Here is a 25,747-nt window from a genome sequence, read left to right as displayed (position 1 = left end):
TCGCGGCTCATTCTATCGTGCTTCAACCTGCTTATGCCGGGTATCGTCGGAGCGGGAGCGTGTGAGGAAAGCCGCTCGCGTTTTTCCTGGGAAGAGGCTTGAAAATGGCATTTTCATCTAGCTTTCAGTCCATGTTCATCTTTAATTCACGCAAGTCTGCTAGTCTCCTCTTATCGTACATAGGAGGTCGTCTAGGATGAGGAAGAGCAGAAAGTGGATCGCCTGGATCGTGATCGTCTGCCTGATCGCGGCCGGCGGCGGAGGCTATTGGTGGTATACGTCCAAGGACACGAAGGCGGCGACGAGCGGTCCGTCCTTCACCCAATCCCGCGTGACTAAAGGGACGATCACCAAAAGCGTCTCCGGCAGCGGCGCCGTTGAAGTCAGCGAATCGGAAACGATAAAGCCGTCCGAGGCCGCGACGGTGGAGACGGTCAAGGTCGCGGAAGGCCAGGCGGTTAAAAAGGGGGCGGTGCTCGCGACTTTCGAGGGCGAGGACGTCAGTTTGTCCCTTAGCAAGTCGGAACTTAGCCTCGAGCAGCTTCAGATGCAACTGGAGCAGGCTCAGGAAAAATGGAAGTCTCTGCAAATCTCCAGCGCCGAGCAGGCCGATATCGAATCGGCCGAGATGAGCATCAAGACGATCCAGCTGAACATCAAGCAGACGCAGCTGGACATGCAGGATACGAAGGAAAAAGCGAAGGCGCCCGACCCGATCGTCGCGTCGATCGACGGCACGGTTACGGACGTGAACATCAAGGACGGCGACGCGGTGAACGGCCAGACCGAAGCGTTCACGATCGTGAACTACGACAAGCTGGACATCCAGATCTCGGCGGACGAGCTCGATATCTCGCAGCTGAAGGTCGGGCAAAGCGCGAATATTACGATGGATGCGCTCAGCGGACAGACGTTCACGGGCAAGGTGACCGGGATCGCCAAAGAAGGCACCTCCACGAACGGCGTCGCGACGTTCCCCGTCACGGTGCGGTTGGATAAGACGGACGGCGTCATGCCGGGCATGAACGGAAGCGTCGACGTCGTCATCGAGTCGAAGCAGGACGCGCTGCTCGTGCCGGTCGAGGCGGTCATGCAGATGGGCACGAAGTATTTCGTGCGCGTCCCTGCGGACGGGACCACGACGGGGCAAACGGCAGGCGGCCAGTCAGCTGGGGGTCAGACTGCAGGCGGTCAAGTTGGAGGGAGGCAGGGGGCAGGTGGGCAAGCGCCAAGCGGCGACCAGGCTGCAGGCAGCCAGGGAACCGGCGGTCAGGCAGCTAACGGTCAGGCAGCCGGCGGACAAGCGGCTGGAGGCCAGACGTCAGGCGGGCAAGCGGCAGGCGATCAAGCAGCGGGCGGCGATGTGCCTGAACTGCCGGCGGGCGCAGCGCCAGGCGGCAACGCAGCCGGCGCACAAGGCGCCAATGGCGGCGCAGGCCGTCAAGGCGGCTATGGCACGGCTGGGGGCGGCTTTACAAGGAACGGCCAAGGCCAGACGGCGGCAGGAGCGGCGAGCGCGAATTTTTCCCTCAAAGAGATTACGGTTGGCATCACGACGGATTCGCAAGTCGAGGTATTGACCGGATTGACCGAAGGCCAGACGGTGCTGATCCCCGTGACGGTATCGGCCAGCTCTGGCAATCAGCAGCAGACGGGCTTCGGCTTTGGCGGCGGCTTCGGGGGCGGCGCGTTCCCGGCGGGCGGCGGCAACTTCGGGAGCGGCAACTTCGGCGGCGCAGGCGGCAACCGTACCGGCGGCACCGGCGCCCGGACAGGCACAGGCTCGGCGGGAGGTCGATGACAACATGAGCAAGTCCGCGCCCTCTCCTCTGATCACCATGGAGGACGTATTCAAGAAGTACACGCTGGCCGGAGAGACGCTGAACGCGCTCGACGGCATTACGCTTACGGTCAATAAAGGCGACTTCATGGCGATCATCGGGCCTTCGGGCTCGGGCAAGTCGACGCTCATGAACGTGCTCGGCTGCCTCGATACGCCGACCAGCGGCAAGTATACGCTGGACGGCGCCGAGGTCGGCAAGCTGAGCGACAATAAGCTGGCGAACATTCGCAACAACAAGATCGGCTTTATCTTTCAAAGCTTTCACTTACTGCCCCGTCTTCGGGCGATCGAAAACGTCGAGCTGCCGCTTATCTATCGCGGCATGTCCGGCCGCGAACGCCGGGCGCTCGCGAAGGAGGCGCTCGAGAAAGTGGGGCTCGGCGAGCGCATGTATCACGTCCCGAACCAGCTGTCGGGCGGCCAGCAGCAGCGCGTCGCCATCGCCAGGGCGCTCGCCGGACGACCGCCGCTGCTGCTGGCGGACGAACCGACGGGCGCGCTCGACAGCAAGACGAGCCGGGACGTCATCGGTTTGCTCAAAGAGCTGAACGCCGAAGGGAACACGATCGTGCTCATCACGCACGACCCGAAGGTCGCCGAGCAGGCGCATCGCGTCGTGCGCATCCAGGACGGCAAGCTGACCGAAGAGAGGAGCGTCGCTTCATGAAGCTGAGCCAAGGCATCCGCATGGCTTGGGGGAGCGTACGCGCCCAACCGCTTCGCACGCTGCTCACCGTGCTCGGCATTCTGATCGGGGTCGCGTCGGTGACGATCATGGTCGGGATCGGCAACGGCACCTCGGAGCAAGTCAAGAGCCAGCTTCAGGGCCTCGGCACGAACATGCTGACCGTGAACGTCGTCGGCCGTGGCGCGGTTACCAGCATCAAGCCTACCGACGTGCAGTCGCTGGCGGACGTGGACAACGTCGACAGCTATGCGCCGAACATCAGCGGCAACGTGACCGCGAAGTCGGGCACGCTGACCTACTCCGCGTCCGTCAACGCGACGACGTCGGCCTTCGCCGACATTCGCGACTACGAAGTCGCGCAAGGACGCTTCATCATGGACATCGACGATTCGTTCAAGCAGAAGGTGGCCGTCGTCGGTTCCGAGGTCGCGACCGAGCTGAAGATGAGCAACCCGGTCGGCAGCAAAATTTCGCTGAACGGCATTCCGTACAAGATCGTCGGCGTCCTCGCCTCGAAAGGCAGCACGACGAACGGATCGAGCGACAACGTCGTCATCGTGCCGCTGTCCACGGCGCGCGTCGTGCTTCAGACCGACGCGATCCGCACGATCTACGTGCAGGTCGACAGCGAGAAAAACGTTGACAAGGTACAGACGGCGCTCGAGAGCAATCTCAAGTCCTTTTTCCGCAACGACGAAGACAGCTATAATGTATTCAATCAACAGGATCTGCTCGAGACGATCACGTCGGTATCGACTTCGGTGTCGACGCTGCTTACTTACGTGGCGGCCATCTCGCTGCTCGTCGGCGGCATCGGCGTCATGAACATGATGCTCGTCTCGGTCACGGAGCGCACGCGGGAGATCGGCATCCGCAAGTCGCTCGGGGCCAAGCAGCGCGACATTTTGTTTCAGTTTCTCGTAGAAGCTTCGATGATCGGTCTGCTCGGCGGCATCGCCGGGGTGGCGGTCGGCGCGAGCGGGATCCAAGTTCGTCGGCAACATGATGGGTTCTCCCGCTTCGCCTTCCGTCGATATTATGGCGATCGCGGTCGTCTTTTCGATCGGCGTCGGCGTACTGTTCGGGTTTCTGCCGGCAAGACGGGCATCCCGTCTCAATCCGGTCGAAGCGCTGCGACAATAATCGAATCGTTAGCCAGAATAGAAGGAGGCAGGCCGGTTGTCCGCGCAAATACTCGTCATCGAAGACGATCCGTACATCAGCGAGTTGATCGGCCTCTACCTGAAGCGCGAAGGCTTCGGCTACGATGTCGCGGGAGACGGGGAGGACGGCTGGGACCTGTTTTCCGCCGGGCCTCCCGATCTCGTCATTCTCGACCTCATGCTGCCCGGGCTGGACGGATGGGCCGTCTGCCGCAAGATCCGCGCCGAGCGTTCGACGCCGATCATCATCCTGACGGGCAAGGGCGAGAGCTACGACAAGCTCAAGGGCTTCGAGCTCGGCGCGGACGATTACCTCGTGAAGCCGTTCGATCCGAAGGAGCTCATGGCGCGCGTGCGCGCCGTCCTCCGGCGGACGATGCCGGGGTTCGCGCGGGAGCCGATCCGGATACCCGACCTGACGATCGACCTGGACCGCTATATCGTCGAGTGCTGCGGGTCCGAGCTTACGCTGCCGCCCAAGGAGATGGAGCTGCTTCATCTGCTCGCTTCGATTCCCGGCAGGGTTTTCACCAGGGACCAGCTTCTGGATCGGGTATGGGGCTATGAGTTCGACGGCGATCCACGCACGGTAGACGTCCACATCAAGAGAATCCGGGAGAAAATCGGCATGACGGAGCATTATCGGATCGAAACCATAAGGGGAGTAGGCTACAAATTCGAGGTGAGCGGAGCATGAGGCGGTACGGCGGCATTACCGTCAAGCTGCTGCTCGCCTTTTTTGCCGTTTTGCTCATCTCCTTCGCCATCACGATGTTCGTCTCCGACCGCTTCGTCCGGACGCAGTTGCGGGACCGCAACGACCAGATGGAAGCGCGGCAGCTCGACGTGACGGCGGCGCTCGTGAGGAGCGCGTACAGGGAGCAATGGAGCCGCGCGCAGCTGACGTCGGCGCTCCAGATGAGCGGCGGGCCGAACCGGACGATCGTGATCCTCAATAGCGCCGGGGAAGTCGTGTTGCAATCGGGCAATCCGAACGCCGGCGGGACCGTGGAGCTCGATTCGCAGGCGCTGAAGGAAACGCTGGCGGCCCGGGACAAGCGTTGGCGGCCAGGCGACGCGTCGGGCGAAGGGAAGATTCGGATCGCGGCAGGTCCGGTCGGCGGGGAGCTCACTTGGAACGCGCAGACGATCCTGGTCGTCTCGCAGGCGTTCCAGCAGGATTTCAACGTATTCAGCGGTCTGTTCCGCAACATTATGATCACGATGCTCGTGGTGTCGACGATCATGGTGCTGATCGTCTCGCGCGGCATGACGGCGAGGCTCAGGCGCATGACGCAGGCGGCCAGGGATATCGCCAAGGGCAAGTTCGATATCCGCCTGCCGGACCGCCATCGCGACGAGATCGGCGAATTGGCCGCCTCGCTTAACCATATGTCCGCCGAGCTGGGCAGTCTCGACCGGATGCGCAGAGAGTTCTCAGCCAACGTGTCGCACGACCTCCGTTCGCCGCTCACCTCGATCGGCGGCTTCGTCGAAGCGATGCTGGACGGCGCCGTGCCGCCGGACAAAGAGATGCATTACCTGGGTCTCGTCCGCGAGCAGACGCAGCGGATGAACCGGCTCGTGAACGACCTGCTCGACGTAGCTCGCATGGAGGCCGGACAGCTCGAGATATCGCCCGTGCCGTACAATCTTAGCAGCTGGATCCGCGGACTGCTCGCCCGCATGTCACCTGACGCGGGGCGCAGGGGCATCAAGCTCGAGCTGATCGGGGACGCGGAGGATCTCTGGGTCGAGGCGGATCCGGACCGGATCGACCAGGTGCTGGCGAATCTCGCGCTGAACGCGATCCAGTTTTCGCCGAACGGCCGTACGGTACAGGTCGAGGCGGTTCGCGACGGAGATCGCGCGCGTATCAGCGTGCGGGACCGCGGCGTCGGCATTCCCGGCGGGGAGCTCGATAAAATCTGGCAGCGTTTCTATAAATCCGACAAAGCCCGCTCCGCGCGAACGGGCAGCGGCCTGGGCCTCGCCATCGTTCAATTCGTACTCGAGAAGCACGGCACCGCGGCTTCCGTCGACAGCGCCGAGGGGGTGGGCACGGTGTTCACCTTCTCGCTGCCGCTGGCGGAGCAGCCGTCCAATCCGCCTTATTCCGCCCGCGAGGGCGTCTGACGGCGCTCGCGGGCTGTTGACGGTTCCCTCCGCCAAGAGGCATAATGGAGGGAATACTTCACGATTCGCGGCGGCCCGCGTTTTTTTGCGCAGGCCCGGAGCGGAAAGGAACATGGCATGGGCATGGAGCAGCTGCTTGAAAAAGCGTCGACATACATGAAGGAACAGGACTTAGAGCGCATCCGGGAGGCCTACGCGTACGCCGACGAGGCGCACCGGGGGCAGCTGCGCAAATCTGGCGAGCCGTATATTCTCCACCCGTTAGCGGTAGCGGAGATCATGGTTCAGATGCAGATGGACGTCGTCACCGTCGAAGCTGCGCTCCTGCACGACGTCGTCGAAGACACGACCGTGACGGTCGAGGACGTGCGCGGCGAATTCGGCGAGACGATCGCAGGACTCGTGGACGGGCTCACGAAGCTGGAGAAGATTCAGTTCCGGTCCAAAGAAGAACAGCAGAACGAGAATTACCGCAAGATGTTCGTCGCGATGGCGAACGACATCCGCGTCATCCTCATTAAGCTGGCGGATCGCCTGCATAATATGCGGACGCTGAAGTTCCAGTCCGAGGAGAGCCAGCGGCGCATCGCGCACGAGACGATGGAGATTTATTGTCCCATCGCGCACCGGCTCGGGATGAGCGCCATCAAGTGGGAGATGGAGGACATCGCGCTGCGATACCTCAATCCGCAGCAATATTACCGGATCGCCAACCTGATGAAGAAAAAGCGCACGGAGCGAGAGCAGTACATCTCCGAGCTCGTCGACAAGATCCGCGAGAAACTCGAGGAGATGGGGATCCAGGGAGATATCTCGGGCCGTCCCAAGCATATCTACAGCATTTACAAGAAAATGACGGAGCGCGGCAAGCAGTTCAACGAAATCTACGACCTGCTGGCGATCCGTATCCTTGTGGACAACGTCAAAGATTGCTACGCGACGCTGGGCATCATCCACACCCTATGGAAGCCGATGCCGGGCCGCTTCAAGGACTATATCGCGATGCCTAAGGCGAATATGTACCAGTCGCTCCATACGACCGTCGTGGGACCGACCGGCGAGCCGACCGAGGTCCAGATCCGGACCTGGGACATGCACCGCACGAGCGAATACGGGATCGCCGCCCACTGGGCTTACAAGGAAGGCAAGGATTCCGGCAACGTCGCGGGCAGCTTCGGCGACAAGATGAACTGGTTCCGCGAGATCATCGAGCTGCAGCAGGAGACGCGGGACGCCGCCGAATTCATGGAGTCGCTGAAGATGGATTTCTTCACCGATCTCGTATTCGTGTTCACGCCAAAAGGCGAAGTGTTCGAACTTCCGGCTGGCGCCGTGCCGCTCGACTTCGCCTACCGGATTCACACCGAGGTCGGCAACCGGACGATCGGCGCCAAGGTCAACGGCCGGATCGTCCCGCTCGACCACAAGCTCAAGACCGGCGACATCGTCGAGATCCTGACGTCCAAGCACTCGTACGGACCGAGCCAGGATTGGCTGAAGATCGCGCAGTCCTCGCACGCGCGCGCCAAGATACGGGCTTGGTTCAAGAAGGAAAAGCGCGAGGAGAACGTCGCGAAGGGCCGGGACGCGATCGAGCGAGAGCTGAAGCGCCTCGGACTGGAGCCCTCCGAGTGGATGACGGACGACAAGCTGCTTGAAGCGGCGCGCAAGTTCACGTTTAACGATACCGAGGATATGATGTCCGCGATCGGATTCAGCGGCATCACGGCCGCGCAGGTCGTCACCCGGCTGACGGAGAAGCTGCGCAGGGAAGCCGAAGAAGCGCAGCAGATCCAGCTGACCAACGAGGTCAAGGAAGTACGCGCCCCTTCGGCGGCCGCTGCCGCGAACCGGTCGCGCACGACGAGCGGCGTCCGGGTCAAAGGCGTCGACAATTTGCTCGTCCGCTTCGCGCGATGCTGCAATCCGGTGCCCGGCGACCCGATCATCGGTTATATTACGCGCGGACGGGGCGTTTCCGTCCATCGCTCCGATTGTCAGAACTTGCCGACGGCCGCCGAGGGCGAAGAAGCCGAACGCGTCATCGAGGTCGAATGGTGCGAGGAGGTCGAAGCGAGCTACAGCGTCGAGATCGAGATTCTCGGCCACGACCGCCGGGGGCTGCTCAACGAGGTGCTGCAGACGGTATCGGAGAGCAAGACCAATATCGCGGCCGTCTCGGGACGGTCGGACCGCAACAAGGTCGCGATCATGCACCTGACGATCTTGATTCGCAACAAGGAGCATCTGCAGAACGTGGTTGACAAGATCAAGCGAATCAAGGATATTTTCTCCGTGCAACGGCTCATGCAATAGGGAAGATAGACATGCAGTTAGCCATGTAAACGACCATCGCGGCGGCCGAATCGGCCGCCGTTATGCGTACGGGAGGGAGTTAGAGGATGAAAGTGGTTTTGCAGCGGGTGTCCGGGGCCCGTGTCGACATCGAAGGAAAAACGGTCGGAGAAATCGGAGCGGGACTGCTGCTCCTCGTCGGCGTCGGCCATGAAGATACCGAGCGTGACGCCGCCTGGATGGCGGAAAAGATCGCCGGCCTTCGCATTTTCGAGGACGACGGCGGGAAGATGAATTTATCGGTGAAGGAGACGGGCGGAGCGATCTTGTCCGTCTCGCAGTTCACGCTGTTCGGGGACACCCGCAAGGGGCGGCGGCCGAACTTCATGGGCGCGGCCAGGCCGGAGGCGGCCTCCGCGCTTTATGATCAATTTAACGAGATGCTGCGCGAAGCCGGATTGACCGTCGAGACCGGCTCGTTCGGGGCGATGATGGACGTGACGCTCACGAACGACGGTCCGGTGACTTTGATTCTGGATACGAAGGAATAACGTTTAAAGAGGAAGAGGCTTCGTTTGATCGGTCGCTTTTTCGATGCAAGCTGAATGGAAAAAGGAGCCGAGGGCAACACTACGTATCGTTATTCTTTTCAACCTGGAAAGGAGCCGATCGTATGCGCCAGTCTCCGAAGGAAGCGCGGATGGATCGCGCGGGCAGGACGCTGCCGGGCGCGGATCGCCGCGAAGCGCAATCGTTGATGGGCGAGGAGTTCGCGGCGGAGCTCGCGCCTCGGGATGCGTCTACGGACGGGGGCATGCGCCCTCGCCGTCCGAACCGCGGATGAGGGGCGGTCGCATCATCGTCTGCACAAGGCGAGATGAACGTGTGCGGACGCGGATCGGAATTGCATGCCCCGTTACCGTTTTCCCGCGATTGTAACAAAACTCGTAATGTGAGCTTCATCCGTCCTTAATGAATTCCGACTAATATAGTTGGTGACCCCCCTTTTTCTATACAGCAACAAACTTAAGCCCGCTCGATATCGAGCGGGCTCTTTCTTTGCTTGTTTTCTCGCTGTCCGACTACTTGGCGAACATTTGCTTCTTCAGTTCCGCGTTGCGCTTCGCGAACACGTCGTTGTGCGATGACACCATGCCGTAGGCATGCGCGTCCGGCGTAATGTACTGCTTCGCCTTGTTGACGGCGTTCGCGGCGTCCTGGAAGGCGCCCGCGATCAGGTGAAGCTTGCCGTCATGCGCCAGTATATCTCCGGCCGCGTAAAGGCCTGGCACGGACGTCTCGCTCATCGGCGTGCCGTCGATGCCCCAATCCGGCCTCATCCGGACGTCGATGTCGCTCTTGTCGAGCATATCGCTGTCTCGTTCGTAGCCGTGATTGATGATGACCTCGTCGACCTCAAGCTCGACCGTGGATTCGTCTTCTACGTTTTTCAGCATGACGCTGCAGATCGCGTCATGATTTTCCGAAGCGACGAATTTTTCGATCGCCGTGTTCAGCAGGCAGACGACGGTACCGCTGTTCAATTTCGTGATCTCGGCTTCGTGGCCTTTCAAGGTTTCCTTGCGGTAGGTTAGGTATACTTTCGACGCGATCGGTTCCAGCTCGTTGGCCCAGTCGATCGCCGAGTTGCCGCCGCCCGAGATCAGGACGATCTTGTCTTTGAAGCGGGAGAGGGACTTGACGGTATAGTGGAGGTTGGACACCTCGAACCGGTCCGCGCCGTCGATGTTGAGCTTGGTCGGCTTCAGGATGCCGCCGCCGACGGCAAGGATGACCGTTTTCGAATAGTGCTTGTCGCCAGAATCCGTGCACAGGACGAACAGACCGTCCTCGCCTTTGGAGATGGACGTCACTTTTTCCCCGAGAACGACTTCGGGGCTGAAGGTGAGGCCCTGCTGGATCAACTGCTTGATCAACTGCTCGCCGGTCACCGGCGTAAGTCCGCCGACGTCCCAGATCATTTTCTCGGGATAGACGTTGACCTTGCCTCCGAGTATCGGTTGATACTCGATAAGTTTGGTCTTCATTTCGCGCAAACCGCTATAAAATGCGGAGTACAGCCCGGCCGGGCCTCCGCCGATGATGGTGACGTCGAATACGTTCGGTTGCATAAGCGATCGATCGCTCCTTTATGGTCGCGTATTGAGCCGGGCTGCAGGCAGTCCGCAGGACTCTTTTCCTTTATCGTACCATATTCTCATGAGAATGAGAATCGTTATTGATTCATGGCGCTCATAATCTTTCCGAATTGAGGCCATTTCTTGACATGCCGGCCGGACGGAGGGTAAAATGAAACTCAATTGTATCAAGCCATGGATTCAATGACGGGAACAAGTACTCCGGACCCACTTCTCCAGAGAGGATCGCCTTCAGGCTGCGAGCGATCCGCCGATGACCGGACGAACGACATCTCCGAGAACCTCCCGCGAACGGGCGGAAGTGAGGCGACGCGCGCCGAAGCGCGAACGCCGGTATTCCGCGATCAGTAGCGAGCAGGCGTACGCCGGGCGTTAACCGGTTTGAGAGCGATCGCGATCGCTTCCGCGTCCCTTGCGGAAGAGCGCGTTCGAACGACGGGTGGTACCGCGGGAGCATATAGGAGCTCTCGTCCCGGATGGCGCAGCGATGCGCCGTCCGGGACGAGAGCTTTTTTTGACGAATTCGAGAGGGTGGTGCAGCAATGGCATTCCAAAAGCCGCCGGGCACGCAGGACTTCCTGCCGGGCGCGTCCGAGCTGTGGCAATACGTCGAGCGGACCGCGAGGGAAGTCGCCAGAAAGTACAGGTTCAGGGAGATCCGCACGCCCGTATTCGAGGCGACCGAGCTGTTCCAGCGCGGCGTGGGCGAGACGACGGACATCGTCGAGAAGGAAATGTATACGTTCGTCGACAAGGGCGACCGCAGCATGACGCTGCGTCCGGAAGGCACCGCGGGCGTCGTCCGCGCCTATGTCGAAAACAAGCTGTACGGAGAGCCCGAGCTGTCCAAGCTGTACTACATCGGACCGATGTTCCGGTACGAGCGTGCGCAAGCAGGCCGCTACCGTCAGTTCCACCAGTTCGGGGTGGAGGCGATCGGATCCGAGGATCCGGCGCTCGACGCCGAGGTCGTGGCGCTCGGCTATTCCTTTTATAAGGAAGTGGGCCTGACCGGCGTGACGGTCGACATCAATTCCGTCGGCACGCCCGAGGTGCGCGCGGCGTACCGGGAGACGCTGCTCGGCTTCCTCCGTCCGATCAAGGACACGCTGTGCAAGGACTGCCAGTCGCGCATGGAGCGCAACCCCCCTGCGCGTGCTCGACTGCAAGGTGGACCAGGACAAGTTCGAAGGCGCGCCATCGATCCTTGACAGCCTTGACGAGGCTTGCAGCGCGCACTTCGCGCTCGTGCGGCGGTACCTGGACGATATGGGCGTCCCGTATCGCGTCAATCCGCGGCTCGTGCGCGGGCTGGACTACTACACGCACACGGCGTTCGAGTACAAGGCGCAGGGCATCGGCGCGATCGACACGATCGGGGGCGGCGGGCGCTACAACGGCCTCGTCTCGCAGATCGGCGGCGAAGACCGTCCGGGCGTCGGCCTTGGCCTCGGACTCGAGCGCACCGTCATGCTGCTCGAGAGCCAGAACGCGAAGCCGGACTTCGGGCCGGCCGTCGACGTGTTCGTGATCGCGCTCGGCGAGCGCGCGGAGCGGGAGACGCCTGGCCTGCTCTACCGGCTGCGCGAAGCCGGCCTGTCGGTCGACAAGGACTACCAGGGTCGCAAGACGAAGACGCTGTTCAAGGCGGCCGACCGCATCGGCGCGCGATATGCGGCCGTCATCGGCGACGACGAGCTCGAGCGCGGCGAGGTCGGGCTGAAAAACCTAAGAACGCAGGAGCAGCGGCAAGTGCCGCTCGCCAATCTGGCCGAAGCGGTACGCGAATGGAACCAACAAGACGAAGAGGGGTTAGCGCAATGACGATGCTTAAAACATTTGACGCAGGCAAGCTGACGAAAGAACACGTGGGACAGTCCGTCGTACTGAACGGGTGGGTACAAGGCTGGCGCGACTTCGGGGGCATTCTGTTCATCGACCTCCGCGACCGCAGCGGGATCGTGCAGATCGTATTCAATCCCGAATTTTCCGGCGACGCGCTCGAGCTCGGCGGACGCGCGCGCAACGAATACGTGCTCGCGGTGAAAGGCAAAGTCGTCGAACGCGATCCCGAGACGGTGAACGCGAACCTCGCGACCGGCGAGATCGAAGTGCAAGTGACCGAAGTCGAGATCATGAACAGCGCCAAGACGCCGCCGTTCCCGATCGAGGACGGCGTCGAGGTTGACGAGTCGCTGCGACTGAAGTATCGCTACCTCGACCTGCGCCGTCCGGAGATGCAGCGTACGCTGTACCTGCGCTCCAAGGCGACCAAGGTATTCCGCGACTTCCTCGACGAGAACGGCTTCCTCGATGTCGAGACGCCGATCCTGACGCTGAGCACGCCGGAAGGCGCGCGCGACTATCTCGTGCCGAGCCGCGTGCATCCGGGCGAATTTTTCGCCCTGCCGCAGTCGCCGCAGCTGTTCAAGCAGCTGCTCATGATCGGCGGCATCGAACGCTACTACCAGGTCGCCCGCTGCTTCCGCGACGAAGATCTTCGCGCAGACCGCCAGCCGGAGTTCACGCAGGTCGACATCGAGACGTCGTTCCTGTCCCAGGACCAACTGCTCGGCATGATGGAAGAGCTGATGGCGCGCCTGTTCCGCGAGACGATCGGCGCCGAGATCGAGACGCCTTTCCAGCGTCTCACCTATCAGGACGCCATCCACAAGTACGGCTCGGACAAGCCGGACCTGCGCTTCGGGCTCGAGATCGAGGACGTCACCGATATCGTCAAGACGAGCGAAGTCAAAGTATTCGCTTCGGTCGCTGCCGGCGGCGGCGTGGTCAAGGCGCTTAACGCCAAGGGCTGCGCGAGCTGGAGCCGCAAGGAGCTCGACGACCTGCAGCCGTTCGCCGCCCGCTACGGCGGCAAGGGCATCGCCTGGATCACGGTCAAGGACGGCGAATGGAAGGGGCCGATCGTCAAGTTCTTCAAGCCTGAAGAAATAGCCGCGCTGACCGAGCGTCTGGGCGTCGAAGACGGCGACCTGCTCTGCTTCTCCGCCGACAAGCTGAAGACGGCCGCCGACGTCATGGGCAACCTGCGCCTGAAGGTCGGCCGCGATCTCGGCCTGATCGACAACAAGAAGTTCAAGTTCCTGTGGGTCGTCGACTTTCCGCTTCTCGGCTGGGACGAAGAGGGCAAGCGCTTCGTCGCCGAGCATCATCCGTTCACCCGTCCGCGCGACGAGGACGTCGCGTTGTTCGATACCGATCCGGGCGCGATCCGCGCGCAGGCGTACGATATCGTTCTTAACGGCTATGAAGTCGGCGGCGGCTCGATGCGGATTTACCGCCGCGAAGTGCAAGAGAAGATGTTCTCGGCGCTTGGCTTCACGCTCGAAGAAGCGAAGGAACGCTTCGGCTTCTTCCTCGACGCGTTCGACTACGGCACGCCGCCGCACGGCGGCATCGCGTTCGGCCTCGACCGCCTGATCATGCTGCTGACCGGCCGCACGAACCTGCGCGAGACGATCGCCTTCCCGAAGACGGCGAGCGCGACGGATCTGCTGACGGACGCGCCTTCGGGCGTCGAGCACAAGCAGCTCGAGGACCTGCACATTCGCCTTTCGGCCAAAGCCCTCGCCGCCCAAGCGAAGGCAGCCGCGCCGGCCGAGCAGTCCGAGTCCGAAGCCGGCGGCGAAGAGCCGGCTGCCGCCAAGGAATAACCGGATCTTAAGGTTAAGGGAGGAGCGATCCTATGCTGCACCAGTTCTCGCGCACGGAGCTAGCCATCGGACCCGAGGGACTCGAGACGCTTAAGGGGAGCACGGTAGCCGTGCTCGGGATCGGAGGCGTCGGCGGCATCGCCGCCGAGGCGCTCGCCCGGTCGGGCATCGGGCGCATCATCCTGATCGACAAGGACGTCGTGGACATCACCAACGTCAACCGGCAGATCCACGCGCTCACGACGACCGTCGGCCAGCCGAAGGCCGAACTGATGCGCGACCGCATCAAGCTGATCAACCCGGAATGCGATGCGATCGCGCTGAAGATGTTTTACACGGAGGAGACGTACGAGGAGCTGTTCAAGTTTCCGCTCGACTACGTGGTCGACGCTTCCGATACGATCTCTTACAAGATTCATCTGATCAAGCAATGCCTCGAGCGCCGCATTCCGGTCATCTCGAGCATGGGCGCGGCGAACAAGACGGATCCGAGCCGGTTTCAGGTCGCGGACATCTCCAAGACTTCGGTCGATCCGATTGCCCGCGTCATACGGACCAAGCTGCGCAAAGAGGGCATTAAGAAAGGCGTCAAGGTCGTCTTCTCCACGGAGGATCCGATCAAGCCGCGCGAAGACGTGACCCAGCGCATCGTGCCGGACACGGCGCCGAAGGAGATCCGCAAAGCGCAGCAGCCGCCTTCCAGCAACGCCTTCGTGCCGCCGGTCGCGGGGCTCATCATGGTGAGCGTCGTCTTCCGCGAGCTGGTAGAGGCCGGTCGAAAAAAAGAGTAAACGCACGTATGCCAGTAACCCCTGCGCGTATAAGCCAAAAGTCTTCTCCGGATGCCGCTGATTGGCGCTTCCGCAGAAGGCTTTTGCGCTTTTCGGCGGGAATTTGCGACACGGCAGACCCAATTTTCCGGCTCGCGCCCAAATTGTGCCATTGTCCCTGTCACTCCGCAGTTGTCCTTCATACACTGGATCATCCTTGTCGTATGGAGGTGTAGAGTCATGAGCAAGCAATCGTCCGCAAGCGGCAAAAGCGTACTGCTCGCATCCGGCAGCAGCAAGCCGCATCCCAAAAAGCATCGCAAGCACCCTAAAAAGTGCGGCTGCAAGCCGCACCGCAAGCATCGCGATGACCACCACAGCCACCACAGCCACGGAAGCCACCGAAGCCACCGGAGCCATCATCATTCCGGCTCTGGCGCGGCACCTGTCCGTCCCGAGCCGATCGATCCGATCGGGGGCGGCCTTGGCGGCATTGGGAGCCTTGGCGGTCTAGGCGGTCTAGGCGGCCTTGAAGGCGACCTCGGCTGGGGGAGCGGAATCCGGGCTTGGTTCGCTCGGGGGCCTCGGCGGACCCGGATCCGGCCCTGACGGAGCGCATCGCTCGTATTCGGGCTCGCATTCGCACCGCTCCGCAAGAACGGCTTCCGCGAAACGCGGCCATAAAAACCGTTAACGCATTTTAGCGTGATCGTCTCGGAGCTGCCGCAAGCCGCCATCTTTCGATGGCGGTTTTCCTTTTCGTCAGAAAATGCGCAACCCAATGGCGAACCGTCACGTTCGCCCGCCGCCCGAATAGGCTATCCATAATTCAACAGGGCGAGCGGCCCGGAGCGGAGGCGAGGCTCGTGCCCTTACCCGTCAGAATGCTGCGCGTCTCGGACCGTCATTTGGCCGAGATGGAGAACAACCTGTGGAACGGACGCTTCGTTCCCGCCGCGATGGAAGGCTGGCGCGCAGGCGCCGCGACCGTCAGCGTCCGATACAGGGGAGGACATACGCGCGCGTATCCGAAGCGTTCGTTCGAGGTCGTCTCGTCCGAAGGGACGCGCCACTACAATGCCGAGTTAGACGATCCGTCGATGATCCGCAACGCGTTGTCCTTTTGGTTTTTGGATCGCATCGGATTGCCCAGCCCTTCGGCCCGCCACGTGCTCCTAGCGCTCAACGGCGCGCCGCTCGGGGTGTATTTGGAGATCGAGTCGGTGGACGCCGATTTTTTCCGGAAAAGGGGACTGCGCGCTTCGAGCCTGTTCTATGCGGTCAACGACCGTGCGGACTTCAGGGCGTCTCCGCGAGCGTCTCTGCTGGACGGCTACGAGTACCGCTTCGGCGGACGCGGCGAGCGGGAACGGCTGCGCGGATTTATCGCCGGCCTTCACCGGCGGAGACCGCTTGCGGAGACGGCGGCCTATCTGGCGGCCCGACTCGATATCGACAATTATTTGCGCTGGCTGAGCGGCGCCGTCCTCACGGGCAATTACGACGGCTTCGACCAGAATTACGCGATCTACAGGAACCGGGCGACAGGCCGTTGGTCGATGGCGCCGTGGGATTACGAAGGGACCTGGGGACGCAATTGCTTCGGCAAATCCGTAGGCGCCGACCTGGTGGAGATCGGCGGCTACAATTCGCTGACGCGAAAACTGCTGGTCCATAAGCCTTTTAAGAAGCGTTATAAAAATTTGCTTCGGACCTTGCTCGGGACCGTCTTCACGGAGCGTTCGATCATGCCTCGCGCCGAAAAGCTGCATCGGGAGATCGCTCCGTACATTCGCGCGGAGCGGGTTGCGCGCGGCGCTTATGCGGGATTTTTCGACGAGTTGAAGACGATCCGGCAGTACATTCGCGACAGGCGCGCCGTGCTGCTCCGAGATATGAAGCTTCTGTAGCTCGTTCGTTCATTGCGGATGCAAGAACGCCAGTTCCCCTGGCGCTTCCGGTAACGCCTCCCGTCTGGTAAAATAAAGGGACGGTGAAAGGCGGGAATACGATGGATTTGTTCAGCTACGGAGAGGAAAAGCGACCGACCGCAAGGCTGTTGGCCGACCGGATGCGGCCGGAGTCGCTCGACGAATATATCGGACAGGAACATATCGTGGGACCGGGCAAGCTGCTGCGCAGAGCGATCGAAGGAGACGCGGTCGCGTCGATTTTGCTGTTCGGTCCGCCGGGGTCGGGGAAGACGACGCTCGCGCATATCATCTCGAAGCGCACGGAAGGCGACTTCGTCCGGCTCAACGCGGTGGATGCTTCCGTCAAGGACGTGCGAGAGGTCATCGAACAGGCGGAGCGCAACAAGAGCATGTACGGCCGAAAGACAATCCTGTTCTTGGACGAGGTGCATCGATTCAACAGCGCGCGGCAGGATGCCCTGCTGCCCGCCGTCGAGAAAGGCATCATCGTGTTCATCGGGGCGACCACGGAAAATCCGTATCATTCGGTCAACGGCGCCTTGTTATCCCGTTCGACATTGTTCCGGCTGGAGGCGCTGACGAAGGCGCACTCGCTGGAGGCCATGCGGCGGGCGATCGCCGATCCGGTCAAAGGACTCGGATTTATGAAGCTTCACGTCGACGAGGAGGCGTTGGATCATATCGCGTCGATGGCGAACGGCGATATCCGGCGCGCGCTGACGGCGCTCGAGCTGGCGGCTGTTACGACGCCCTCCGAGCCTGACGGCTCCGTCCGCGTGACGCTCGAGGTGGCGGAGGAGTCGATTCGCCAGCCGACGATCCAGGCGGACGAATCGACGCAGTACGACGTGCTCTCGGCTTTTCACAAGAGCGTGCGCGGGTCCAGCGACGCTGCGCTTTATTGGTTTTTGTACGCGGTCGAGCGGCTCGGCATGGATCCGATGACGTTTCTGCGTCGACTGACTGTCGCGTGCAGCGAGGATATTGGGCTGGCCAACCCGCAGGCGATGGTGCAGGCGGTCAGCGCGATGGAGGCGTATCACCGGATCGGCTGGCCCGAATCGAAGTACATCGTCGCCCAAGCGATCCTGTTCGCGGTCGAGAGCCCGAAGTCCAATGCGATCGCGGTGACGATCGGCAAGATCGAAGCCTCGTTCGAGCAGACCAAGTCGGCCGAGGTGCCGATGCATCTGCGCGACGGCCATTACGGCGGGGCCAAGAAGCTCGGGCACGTCGGCTACAAGTATCCGCACGATTTTCCGGGCCACTACGTGGAGCAGCAATATTTGCCCGATAAGCTGAAAAACAAAACGTTTTACGAAGCGACCGAGCAGGGGATGGAGGAGCGGATCCGTACGAACCAAATGCGCAGAAAGAAGGCGGAGCGTACCTAAAATCGATTGCCGTCGCGCCAATTCGGACAAGCCGACAAGCCTGAACCGCTTCCAAACGGCCGGGATTCGGGATATGAGGCCTTTAAGGGGCATTCATGCCGCATAGGAGCGGATTCAAGGCCGGACGGACCGCTTCTTCTCCCGTTTTCGGCCCGAAGCTGCGTTTGACGCGGCGACCGAACATCGACTAAGCTTAGAATATTAATCCGAACGTTAAGCCGTTGTTTTTCGTTTTTTGAATTTAAAGGAGGTGCACCTGTTCTCCGTCAGGGGGGCAGGGACAATTTGGAAGGTGACCCTTTTCCGGTTGCGGTGAATTTAATCTTAATCCTCGTTTTGGTGTTTCTGAACGGCTTTTTCGTCGCGGCCGAGTTCGCGATGGTCAAGGTCCGCGGCTCCCGCATCGATACGCTCGTGCAGGAGGGGAACGCCCGCGCGCGCTTCGCTTCGCATCTGACCTCACATCTGGACGCATATCTGTCCGCGTGCCAGCTCGGCATCACCTTGGCCTCCCTCGGTCTCGGCTGGATCGGCGAACCGGCGATCGCCGACGTGATCGAGCCGATATTCGGTGCGGCAGGACTGCCCGAATCCTGGATCCATCCGATCTCCTTCGTCATCGCGTTTACGCTGATTACCGTGCTTCATATCGTGCTCGGCGAGCTTGCGCCCAAGACGCTGGCGATCCGCCAGGCGGAGAAAATTACGCTTTGGGCCGCAGGACCGCTCATTTTTTTCGCGCGTGTCATGAATCCGTTCATTTGGCTGCTTAACGGCATGGCGGGCGGTCTGCTCCGCTTGTTCGGCATCGCGCCTGCATCGGAATCTTCTTCCGCGCATACGGAAGAAGAGATTCGCATTCTCATGAAGGAAAGTCACGAGAGCGGCCTCATCGACAAGACCGAGCTCGCGCTGATGGACAATATTTTCGACTTTGCGGATACGAACGCACGGGAGATCATGATTCCCCGTACGGAGATGGTGTGCTTGTACGCGAACCATCCGTTCGAGGCGAACAAGTCTGTCGCGCTCAAGGAGATGCATACCCGCTATCCGCTTTGCGACGACGACAAGGACGATATTATCGGTTTTATTCATATCAAGGACCTGCTTAAGCTGCCGGACAACGCCGTGCACGATATCCGCGAGCTGGTCCGTCCGATGACGACGGTGCCGGAGAGCATGCCGATCAGCACGCTCCTCAAGATGATGCAGAAGCGCAAAACCCAGATCGCGATTCTTATCGACGAATATGGCGGTACGTCAGGTCTCGTCACGCTTGAGGACATTATGGAAGAGCTGGTGGGCGAGATTCAGGATGAATTCGACGAAGAGCGTCCCGAGATGGAGCGGGTGGACGAATACACCTATTCGGTTAGCGGCCTCGTCCTGATCGACGAGATCAACGCGGAGTTCGGCCTTGATATTCCGTCGGACGACTACGATACGATCGGCGGATGGATGTACTCCCAGATCGAGATTCCGCCGCGCAAGTACCAGACGATAGAGCTCGACTCCGGTTATCGCTTTGTCGTGACCGAGATCGACAACCTTCGGGTATCGCGCATCTCGATCATTCGTCCCGAGGCGTATGAAGGCCATTCGCCGCTGCAGGCGTCGGGTTAAATGGGTTTATTAAAGGTAATCGAACCTCAAACTTATAATCGATAAGTTGGTCGCAAAGCATGCGCCGTTCGCACCCCATGAGGGTACGGGCGGCTTTTTTTTGCGTAAAGTCTCAGTTTAGAAAGGGGAAGGGGATCAGGATGGCTGAACAATCGCGAGTTGCTTCGTTGACGCCGCATGACGAAGCGTTTAAAAAATTGCTGCAGACGTTTTTCGAAGAGTTCATAGCCTTGTTTTTTCCAGCGGTTCATCAGACAATCGATTATTCGAAAGCAAAACTTTTGATGCAAGAGCAGCTGGTAGATATCGTTGGTCAGGACGCTCGTACGCTCGACTTACTTCTTGAAGCGCAGCTTGTTGAAGAGGCATTTTGCGTTCTGATTCATTTTGAGCCTCAATCTTATCGGGACGATCGTTTCGCGGAGAGAATGTTTATTTACTTTAGCCGCCTTTACGAACGTTATCGCAAAACGCACAAACGAATTATACCCATCGCAGTCTTTACTGCGGACTCGACTCGTAATGAATCCGATCTTTGAGCGGGGCAAAGAAAGATGGAAGCAGGAGGAACGCCGGGAAGTCGTCCGCAAGCTGCTGAGCAAAGGAATGACGCCGGAATCCGTAGCGAACATGCTGGATTTGCCCCTTGCAGAGGTTGATCAGCTTAACGGTGCCGATTAAAGCGTAGATATTTGATCATTTGGGCAATTGAAGCGGGCCGAAGGGACGTTATTTGAGTAAAGGAAGACCAAACGGCCATCATTCCAGGAAAATAAAGCCCCCCTAGGCCGCCATTTGCTATCTGTATTTCGCGACGTGAACATAGCTCGAACGCCACATCTTTCAATTTCACTTCATTAAGAAGATAGGTTATTGATACAAAATACCAACGAATAAGCCGCTCCCTCAGTGAGGGGCGGCTTGTTCCGTACATCTATTTATTTGTCTAATGCGGTCCTATTCTCCCGGTTTCCGCAAATGCACGATCATGAATCCCGCAGCCGCGATCAAGGCGGAGACGGCACCCGTCCGGAACACGGTGGCCAGGCCATAAGCGTCGAACAACGCGCCTCCGACCGTGCCGGCGATAAGTCCCGCGATCCCGGTCCACACGACGCTGAACAGCGCCTGGCCGGACGACCGGTAGGCATCGCTGACGATGGACTGCATATAACGGAGAGCCGTGATGTAGTAGATGCCGAAGGTCACGCTGTGCATCGCCTGCACGGCGATGAAGCCCGCCGGCTCGTGAATGACGCTAATGAGCGCAAGCCTTACCGCATACAGCAGACTTGCGATTGCGAGCAGGGGGATCTCCTTGAAGCGGTTGCCGTAGCGTGCCAGCAAAAAGAATACGGGGATCTCGCTTGCGGCCGACGCGAGCCAGGCGTACCCGATCAAGTCGTCGCTCGCTCCTAGATCGCGCATCGCCACGCCGAGGAAGCCTTCGTTCATCCGGTGAGCGATCGACACGAACGCGACGAGCAAGAAGAACATCAAGGTGTCCCCGCGCTTGATAATATCGACCAAACCGCCGAATCGGAATTTGCCGACTTTGGATTGAAAATCCGCGAGGCCTAGCGAGATGAGAAGTGACCCGCACACGGTGCCAAGGGCTAGCCATAGCGTCCAGTCGGAGCCGGTCTGCTTAAGAACGAAGCCGAATACGAGCGAGCAAACGGCAAAGCCGAGCGATCCGAACATGCGGATCGAAGCGAAGCTGCGGTTCATCGTGCTCGCCGCGAGCAATGACATGCTGTCCATCATGGCGTTAACCGGCGTCTGGAACAGGTACATGAGCGCCATGATCAGCGAGATATGCACGAATTCCTTCTGCGGCAGCAAGAGAGCGAGCGCGACGATCTGACCGAGGAAGATCAGGTTCAGCACGCGGCGCAGGCCCTGGGTCTTGTCGCTGACGATGCCGGCCAGCAGGTTGGCGAAAATCGACATCATGGGACCGACCGAGTAGACGGCGCCGATCTGCAGCTTCGTGAACCCGAGATCGTAGAAATACAAAGGGAAAAACGTCGCGATAAGCGTCTGCGTCGCGTAGTTGAAAAAGTGAAGGCTGCGCAGGACGGTGAGTTGGGAAGAAAAGAAGTTCGGTCGTTTCATCTGGTTGTATCCTCTCCCGGCAAAGCCGCTAGCGTATCTAAACTTTCGGTTTTCATGGCGCGTCTGAACAACCAATAAAGCAGTCCGAGCTCGGCGATCATGCCGCCCGATTGGGCGAGTGCGCCGAGTATGCCTGTCCAGCCGGGCAGCGATACCGTCAGCACGATGATAAGCGCCGTCGTCACGACGGCGTTGCCCGTCTGGGAACCGAACATCAGCTTCGTCTGGCCTTTGGACAGGATGATGCCGTTCAACGTGTCGAGCCACGGGAAAATCAGCACGAAGGGAATGAATCCGCGCAGCGCGATCATGCTCTCGGCGAGCAGTCTGCCGTCCACGCCGAGCAGATGCGTCAGCATCCATTCGCCCGCAGGGGTGAATGCGAACGCGGATAGCAGAACGGCCGGCGTAAAGCCGATGAGCATTACGAACCGCTTGACCTGTCCCGGATCGGTTCGATAGAACTGGAGCGCGATCTGGTGGAAGTAAGTAAAGAAGCCCAGACACAGATTGGTCAGGCTGCCGGCGACGGCGAACGATGAGATCGACAGCGTGCCGCGGTCAGTATTGCCCAGCAAGGCGTTCAAGATGGGCGGTACCCAGACGACGATGAAGGAGGAGAAGAGAAGCGGATTGTAAAATCGCAAAATCTGCCGGGGACTCCGAACTTCGCATTCGGGCGATTCGGGCGGCAACCGGCGTGCCAGATTCCTGCCCTCGAGCCAGCTGACGAACGCTTCGATCATCATGCCGAACACGAAGATGACGGCGCCCTGCGTGGAGCTGCTGACCCCGATATGCAAAATGTACTGCGCCATCAGGAACATGCCGCCGAGACGGAACACCATGCCGATGGTCAGCCAGCGCGTTCTCATTTTATAGATGATAACCCCTTGGTACAGGCAGCGAATGCCGGAGAAGATGCTGAGGAACATCAGGACGTGGTAAACCCCAACCGCCGCGTCGGCGACTTCGGGCTCGGCGCCGTAGGCGCCTGCGAACACGAGCGTACCGACCGGCGTATAGCCGATCATCGCGCCGAAAACGAGCGAAGCGCCGAAGACGATAAAGGCGACCTTCAGAATCGCCCGATATGATACGCGGTCGCGCACGAGGGCGGAGCAGGTCTCGCGGAATAGCACGGCGGGGCGTTCGCTGACCGTCAGCAAGCTCATGGCCGTCGCGTAACCGGCGATGACCAGCTCGGGGTCGGCGGCTCTGGCGAGCGTGCCGTTGATGATGACGTGCGATAAATTGATCAACACGGCGGAAACGCCGAGCGGAATGAAAAATAAAAAGAGCGTCCGGAGCGATACGCGGTCAGGATGTTCAGGCAACAAGGTCATCTCCCATTCAAGCTACTCGGATATTATAGCAGTGTTAGCGGGCAAGCGGGCCGTTTTCAATACTTTTTCACTGGATTTACCCCATGCGAAATGATAAATTATTAAATGATGCAAGGCAGGCTGAATGTGGTGATTCAAGTGTCGGCATACGATGCATGGTTGGAAGGCCAGTTCGCGCTGGACGGCCGGCTCGGTATCCCGCTGCCCCGCTTCGGCGTGCCGTGGGAAGAGATGAACGCTCTTAAGCGGGCTGGCGTCGTCGAGCGTTGGGAGTTGATCCGGGGGCGCATACCGGATGCGATCTTGGCGCGCGAAGCCGAGATTCGGCGTCTGCTCGCCGAATTGTTCGAAGAAGTGGACTTCGTCCGCTGCTGCGCGCTCAATGAAGAGATCGCCGAGGCGGCGAGCGTTATTCACGACTTGCAGATCTGGTATCGCACGCAGCAGGATCTTGAAGAAGAAAACATCAAGCGGCACGGTTAACGGACCGCGAGGATGCATGGAGGTACCGCGTGAGGGATGAACGATGGCTGGCGCGGACTTCTCCGCGCGGCCCGATCTCGCTGATGGTCCGCGTTTATAGGTACATTTTGCCCGAAGTGAAAGTCGCGTTGGACGGATGGAAGGACCGGGCGAACGCCATACCCGACCCCGAGCTACGCAAGCAGGCGCTCGCCAGCATCGCGTCCAAGAAGTTTCACTGTCAGGGAGGTGCCGTATACGCGGCGGCGAATCTCGGCAAGAGGGACGTGCTCATACCTCTCATCGTAGCGCTGCAGACGATTAGCGATTACTTGGACAATTTATGCGACAGGAGCACTTCGCTCGACCCGGCGGACTTCAGGCTGCTTCACGAGAGCATGCTGGACGCCGTGACGCCCGGGGCGTCGATCCGCAATTATTACGCGCTGCGGCAGGAACAGGACGACGGCGGCTATCTGGCCGCGCTGGTCGCGCGCTGCCAGGAATGCACGGCGTCGCTGCCGGCTTACGGCTCGGTACAGGCGCATGTGAGTGAGCTCGTCTCCTTGTACGGGGACTTGCAGGTGTACAAGCATATCGCGCACGACCGTAGGGAGCAGGCGCTGCTGTCGTGGTGGGAGCTTCATTCGAACCGCCATCCCGGTCTTCTCTGGAACGAATTCGCCGCCGCCACCGGCTCCACGCTCGGGATGTTCATGCTTTTCCTCGCCGCGAGCGAAGACGAACCGTCGCCGGGCATGGGCCGCGAGATCGCGGAGAGCTACTTTCCCTCGATCAACGGCCTCCATATCCTGCTCGATTATCTCATCGACCAAGCCGAGGACGAGCAGGGCGGCGATCTCAATTTTTGCAGCTATTACGACGATCAGCAGCAATTGAACGAGCGGCTGCTGCGCATGGTCAGGAGCGCGCGCGCCTCGGCCGACCGCTTGCCGGCGTCCGGTTTTCACCGGATGATCGTGGAAGGGCTGGTCGCGCTGTATTTGTCCGATCCGAAGGTCAAGGGACAGCGCCGCGTGCGGCAGACGGCGAAGCAGTTGATGAAGGGCAGTCCTTGGACGCGGTTGTTTTTCTGGCTCAACAGCCATCTCATACGCAAAGCGATGTAACAGCAAAGGGGAAGAAGACGATGGGAGCAGTTCAAAAAATCGCAGTATTAACGAGCGGTGGAGATTCTCAGGGGATGAACGCGGCCGTTCGGGCCGTCGTCCGCAGCGCGCTGTTCCGGGGACTTGAAGTGTACGGCGTTCAGCGCGGATACCAAGGTCTCTTGAACGAAGACCTGCGCCAGATGGACCTGCGCAGCGTCGGCGACATTATCCAGCGCGGCGGCACGATCTTGCAGACCGCGCGCTGCAAGGAATTCCTGACGCCCGAAGGCCAGCAGCGAGGTGCCGACGTGCTGCGCAAGCACGGGATCGACGGCCTGGTCGTCATCGGCGGCGACGGCTCCTACCAAGGCGCCAACAAGCTGAGCAAGCTGGGCATCAAGACGATGGGCCTGCCCGGCACGATCGACAACGACATTCCGTTCACCGACTTCACGATCGGCTTCGACACGGCGACCAGCATCGTCGTCGACGCGATCAACAAGCTGCGCGATACGATGACCTCGCACGAGCGCTCGTCGGTCGTCGAGGTCATGGGCCGTCACTGCGGCGACATCGCCCTCTATGCCGGACTTGCCAGCGGCGCCGAATCGATCCTCGTGCCGGAGGTGCCGTTCGATATTCGCGAGATTTCGCAGCGCATGCGCGAGAACTTCCAGAACGGCAAGCGCCACAGTATCGTCATCGTGGCCGAGGGCGTGTGCGGCGGCGACGAGATCGCGCGCCAGATTACCGAGCACAGCGGCATCGAGCCTCGCGTGACGGTGCTCGGCCATATTCAGCGCGGCGGCTCTCCGACGCATAACGACCGGATCCTCGCCAGCCGGCTCGGAGACTTTGCCGTCGAGCGGCTCGAAGCGGGCGATTCGGCCAAGGCATGCGGCATCGTCAAGGGCCAGCTCGTGACGACCGATATCGATACCGTCGTTTCCACCAAAAAGTCGTTCGATATGGATCTGTACAATTTGGCGATCCGTCTCGCTCAATAAACCGAATCTCAAGAAAAGAC

Annotated in this window: 21 protein-coding genes and 2 pseudogenes; 20 read left to right on the top strand and 3 right to left on the bottom strand. The window is 60.4% G+C overall.

Annotated features, from left to right (window positions below):
• Positions 1 to 196 precede the first annotated feature (196 nt).
• From OMP38_RS04230 to OMP38_RS04195, 8 genes and pseudogenes are all read left to right on the top strand, one after another.
• Positions 197 to 1,801, top strand: a complete 1,605-nt coding sequence (locus tag OMP38_RS04230) for an efflux RND transporter periplasmic adaptor subunit (RefSeq protein ID WP_277564012.1) — start codon at positions 197 to 199, stop codon at positions 1,799 to 1,801.
• Between the two features lie 4 nt (positions 1,802 to 1,805).
• A complete protein-coding gene (locus tag OMP38_RS04225; protein WP_277564011.1) occupies positions 1,806 to 2,510 on the top strand; it encodes an ABC transporter ATP-binding protein in 705 nt (234 codons plus the stop codon).
• A pseudogene (locus tag OMP38_RS04220) lies at positions 2,507 to 3,457 on the top strand (ABC transporter permease); the annotation flags it as partial. The gene OMP38_RS04225 and the pseudogene OMP38_RS04220, both read left to right, overlap by 4 nt.
• 253 nt (positions 3,458 to 3,710) lie before the next feature.
• Positions 3,711 to 4,391, top strand: coding sequence for a response regulator transcription factor (locus tag OMP38_RS04215; protein ID WP_277565165.1), 681 nt, complete (start codon positions 3,711 to 3,713; stop codon positions 4,389 to 4,391).
• Positions 4,388 to 5,830, top strand: a complete 1,443-nt coding sequence (locus tag OMP38_RS04210) for a sensor histidine kinase (protein WP_277564010.1) — start codon at positions 4,388 to 4,390, stop codon at positions 5,828 to 5,830. Before OMP38_RS04215 ends, OMP38_RS04210 begins: the two co-directional genes overlap by 4 nt.
• 117 nt (positions 5,831 to 5,947) lie before the next feature.
• Positions 5,948 to 8,146, top strand: a complete 2,199-nt coding sequence (locus tag OMP38_RS04205; RefSeq protein ID WP_277564009.1) for a RelA/SpoT family protein — start codon at positions 5,948 to 5,950, stop codon at positions 8,144 to 8,146.
• Between the two features lie 86 nt (positions 8,147 to 8,232).
• Positions 8,233 to 8,676 (top strand): D-aminoacyl-tRNA deacylase, encoded by a 444-nt coding sequence (gene dtd, locus OMP38_RS04200; RefSeq protein WP_277564008.1) that lies wholly within the window; start codon positions 8,233 to 8,235, stop codon positions 8,674 to 8,676.
• 122 nt (positions 8,677 to 8,798) lie between these two features.
• Positions 8,799 to 8,969 carry a hypothetical protein gene (locus OMP38_RS04195; RefSeq protein ID WP_277564007.1) on the top strand — a complete coding sequence of 57 codons (171 nt, stop codon included), beginning with the start codon at positions 8,799 to 8,801 and terminating at the stop codon, positions 8,967 to 8,969.
• Positions 8,970 to 9,207: 238 nt separating this feature from the next.
• Here OMP38_RS04195 and OMP38_RS04190 read toward each other — a convergent pair whose 3' ends face one another.
• Positions 9,208 to 10,257, bottom strand: a complete 1,050-nt coding sequence (locus OMP38_RS04190; protein WP_277564006.1) for an NAD(P)/FAD-dependent oxidoreductase — start codon at positions 10,255 to 10,257, stop codon at positions 9,208 to 9,210.
• Positions 10,258 to 10,826: 569 nt separating this feature from the next.
• On the opposite strand from OMP38_RS04190, the pseudogene hisS reads away from it, so the two are divergent.
• From hisS to OMP38_RS04145, 9 genes and pseudogenes are all read left to right on the top strand, one after another.
• Positions 10,827 to 12,108: pseudogene (gene hisS / locus OMP38_RS04185) on the top strand (histidine--tRNA ligase).
• 2 nt (positions 12,109 to 12,110) lie between these two features.
• Positions 12,111 to 13,958: an aspartate--tRNA ligase gene (aspS, locus tag OMP38_RS04180; RefSeq protein WP_277565164.1), complete on the top strand. Its 1,848-nt coding sequence runs from the start codon at positions 12,111 to 12,113 to the stop codon at positions 13,956 to 13,958.
• A 32-nt stretch (positions 13,959 to 13,990) separates the two neighbouring features.
• Positions 13,991 to 14,749 (top strand): tRNA threonylcarbamoyladenosine dehydratase, encoded by a 759-nt coding sequence (locus OMP38_RS04175; RefSeq protein ID WP_277564005.1) that lies wholly within the window; start codon positions 13,991 to 13,993, stop codon positions 14,747 to 14,749.
• Between the two features lie 219 nt (positions 14,750 to 14,968).
• Positions 14,969 to 15,337, top strand: a complete 369-nt coding sequence (locus tag OMP38_RS04170; RefSeq protein ID WP_277564004.1) for a hypothetical protein — start codon at positions 14,969 to 14,971, stop codon at positions 15,335 to 15,337.
• Between the two features lie 257 nt (positions 15,338 to 15,594).
• Positions 15,595 to 16,638, top strand: a complete 1,044-nt coding sequence (locus tag OMP38_RS04165) for a CotH kinase family protein (RefSeq protein WP_277564003.1) — start codon at positions 15,595 to 15,597, stop codon at positions 16,636 to 16,638.
• A gap of 101 nt (positions 16,639 to 16,739) precedes the next feature.
• Positions 16,740 to 18,056 carry a replication-associated recombination protein A gene (locus OMP38_RS04160; protein WP_277564002.1) on the top strand — a complete coding sequence of 439 codons (1,317 nt, stop codon included), beginning with the start codon at positions 16,740 to 16,742 and terminating at the stop codon, positions 18,054 to 18,056.
• Positions 18,057 to 18,368: 312 nt separating this feature from the next.
• On the top strand, positions 18,369 to 19,682 hold the full coding sequence (locus tag OMP38_RS04155; RefSeq protein ID WP_420869586.1) for a hemolysin family protein: 1,314 nt from the start codon (positions 18,369 to 18,371) through the stop codon (positions 19,680 to 19,682).
• Between the two features lie 140 nt (positions 19,683 to 19,822).
• A complete protein-coding gene (locus OMP38_RS04150) occupies positions 19,823 to 20,221 on the top strand; it encodes an Rpn family recombination-promoting nuclease/putative transposase (protein WP_277564000.1) in 399 nt (132 codons plus the stop codon).
• Complete coding sequence (locus tag OMP38_RS04145; RefSeq protein ID WP_277563999.1) at positions 20,205 to 20,363, top strand: hypothetical protein; 159 nt, start codon at positions 20,205 to 20,207, stop codon at positions 20,361 to 20,363. Before OMP38_RS04150 ends, OMP38_RS04145 begins: the two co-directional genes overlap by 17 nt.
• 276 nt (positions 20,364 to 20,639) lie before the next feature.
• Here OMP38_RS04145 and OMP38_RS04140 read toward each other — a convergent pair whose 3' ends face one another.
• Together OMP38_RS04140 and OMP38_RS04135 are read right to left on the bottom strand one after the other, a co-directional pair.
• Positions 20,640 to 21,800: an MFS transporter gene (locus OMP38_RS04140; RefSeq protein WP_277563998.1), complete on the bottom strand. Its 1,161-nt coding sequence runs from the start codon at positions 21,798 to 21,800 to the stop codon at positions 20,640 to 20,642.
• Positions 21,797 to 23,137 carry a multi antimicrobial extrusion protein MatE gene (locus OMP38_RS04135; RefSeq protein WP_277563997.1) on the bottom strand — a complete coding sequence of 447 codons (1,341 nt, stop codon included), beginning with the start codon at positions 23,135 to 23,137 and terminating at the stop codon, positions 21,797 to 21,799. Before OMP38_RS04135 ends, OMP38_RS04140 begins: the two co-directional genes overlap by 4 nt.
• 135 nt (positions 23,138 to 23,272) lie before the next feature.
• On the opposite strand from OMP38_RS04135, the gene OMP38_RS04130 reads away from it, so the two are divergent.
• The 3 genes from OMP38_RS04130 to pfkA all read left to right on the top strand — a co-directional run bounded on the left by OMP38_RS04130 (position 23,273) and on the right by pfkA (position 25,727).
• Complete coding sequence (locus tag OMP38_RS04130; RefSeq protein ID WP_277563996.1) at positions 23,273 to 23,629, top strand: hypothetical protein; 357 nt, start codon at positions 23,273 to 23,275, stop codon at positions 23,627 to 23,629.
• An 83-nt stretch (positions 23,630 to 23,712) separates the two neighbouring features.
• Positions 23,713 to 24,738, top strand: a complete 1,026-nt coding sequence (locus OMP38_RS04125) for a tetraprenyl-beta-curcumene synthase family protein (RefSeq protein ID WP_277565163.1) — start codon at positions 23,713 to 23,715, stop codon at positions 24,736 to 24,738.
• Between the two features lie 20 nt (positions 24,739 to 24,758).
• Positions 24,759 to 25,727: a 6-phosphofructokinase gene (gene pfkA, locus OMP38_RS04120; RefSeq protein ID WP_277563995.1), complete on the top strand. Its 969-nt coding sequence runs from the start codon at positions 24,759 to 24,761 to the stop codon at positions 25,725 to 25,727.
• The last annotated feature ends 20 nt before the right edge of the window (positions 25,728 to 25,747 follow it).

The sequence above is a fragment of the Cohnella ginsengisoli genome (genome assembly GCF_029525555.1).
Classification (GTDB): Bacteria; Bacillota; Bacilli; order Paenibacillales; family Paenibacillaceae; genus Cohnella; species Cohnella ginsengisoli.
The sequence above is the reverse complement of the archived record's forward strand: the minus strand, read 5'-3'. Positions and strand labels throughout refer to the sequence as shown.

Bases quoted from the DNA above. Each gene is read 5' to 3' on its own strand.
- OMP38_RS04170 (WP_277564004.1), top strand. From the start codon at position 14,969: ATGAGCAAGCAATCGTCCGCAAGCGGCAAAAGCGTACTGCTCGCATCC.
- OMP38_RS04230 (WP_277564012.1), top strand. From the start codon at position 197: ATGAGGAAGAGCAGAAAGTGGATCGCCTGGATCGTGATCGTCTGCCTG.
- OMP38_RS04160 (WP_277564002.1), top strand. From the start codon at position 16,740: ATGGATTTGTTCAGCTACGGAGAGGAAAAGCGACCGACCGCAAGGCTG.
- OMP38_RS04145 (WP_277563999.1), top strand. From the start codon at position 20,205: ATGAATCCGATCTTTGAGCGGGGCAAAGAAAGATGGAAGCAGGAGGAA.
- dtd (WP_277564008.1), top strand. From the start codon at position 8,233: ATGAAAGTGGTTTTGCAGCGGGTGTCCGGGGCCCGTGTCGACATCGAA.
- OMP38_RS04125 (WP_277565163.1), top strand. From the start codon at position 23,713: ATGGTCCGCGTTTATAGGTACATTTTGCCCGAAGTGAAAGTCGCGTTG.
- OMP38_RS04205 (WP_277564009.1), top strand. From the start codon at position 5,948: ATGGGCATGGAGCAGCTGCTTGAAAAAGCGTCGACATACATGAAGGAA.
- OMP38_RS04175 (WP_277564005.1), top strand. From the start codon at position 13,991: ATGCTGCACCAGTTCTCGCGCACGGAGCTAGCCATCGGACCCGAGGGA.
- OMP38_RS04210 (WP_277564010.1), top strand. From the start codon at position 4,388: ATGAGGCGGTACGGCGGCATTACCGTCAAGCTGCTGCTCGCCTTTTTT.
- OMP38_RS04190 (WP_277564006.1), bottom strand. From the start codon at position 10,257: ATGCAACCGAACGTATTCGACGTCACCATCATCGGCGGAGGCCCGGCC.
- OMP38_RS04150 (WP_277564000.1), top strand. From the start codon at position 19,823: ATGGCTGAACAATCGCGAGTTGCTTCGTTGACGCCGCATGACGAAGCG.
- OMP38_RS04140 (WP_277563998.1), bottom strand. From the start codon at position 21,800: ATGAAACGACCGAACTTCTTTTCTTCCCAACTCACCGTCCTGCGCAGC.
- aspS (WP_277565164.1), top strand. From the start codon at position 12,111: ATGCTTAAAACATTTGACGCAGGCAAGCTGACGAAAGAACACGTGGGA.
- OMP38_RS04195 (WP_277564007.1), top strand. From the start codon at position 8,799: ATGCGCCAGTCTCCGAAGGAAGCGCGGATGGATCGCGCGGGCAGGACG.
- pfkA (WP_277563995.1), top strand. From the start codon at position 24,759: ATGGGAGCAGTTCAAAAAATCGCAGTATTAACGAGCGGTGGAGATTCT.
- OMP38_RS04225 (WP_277564011.1), top strand. From the start codon at position 1,806: ATGAGCAAGTCCGCGCCCTCTCCTCTGATCACCATGGAGGACGTATTC.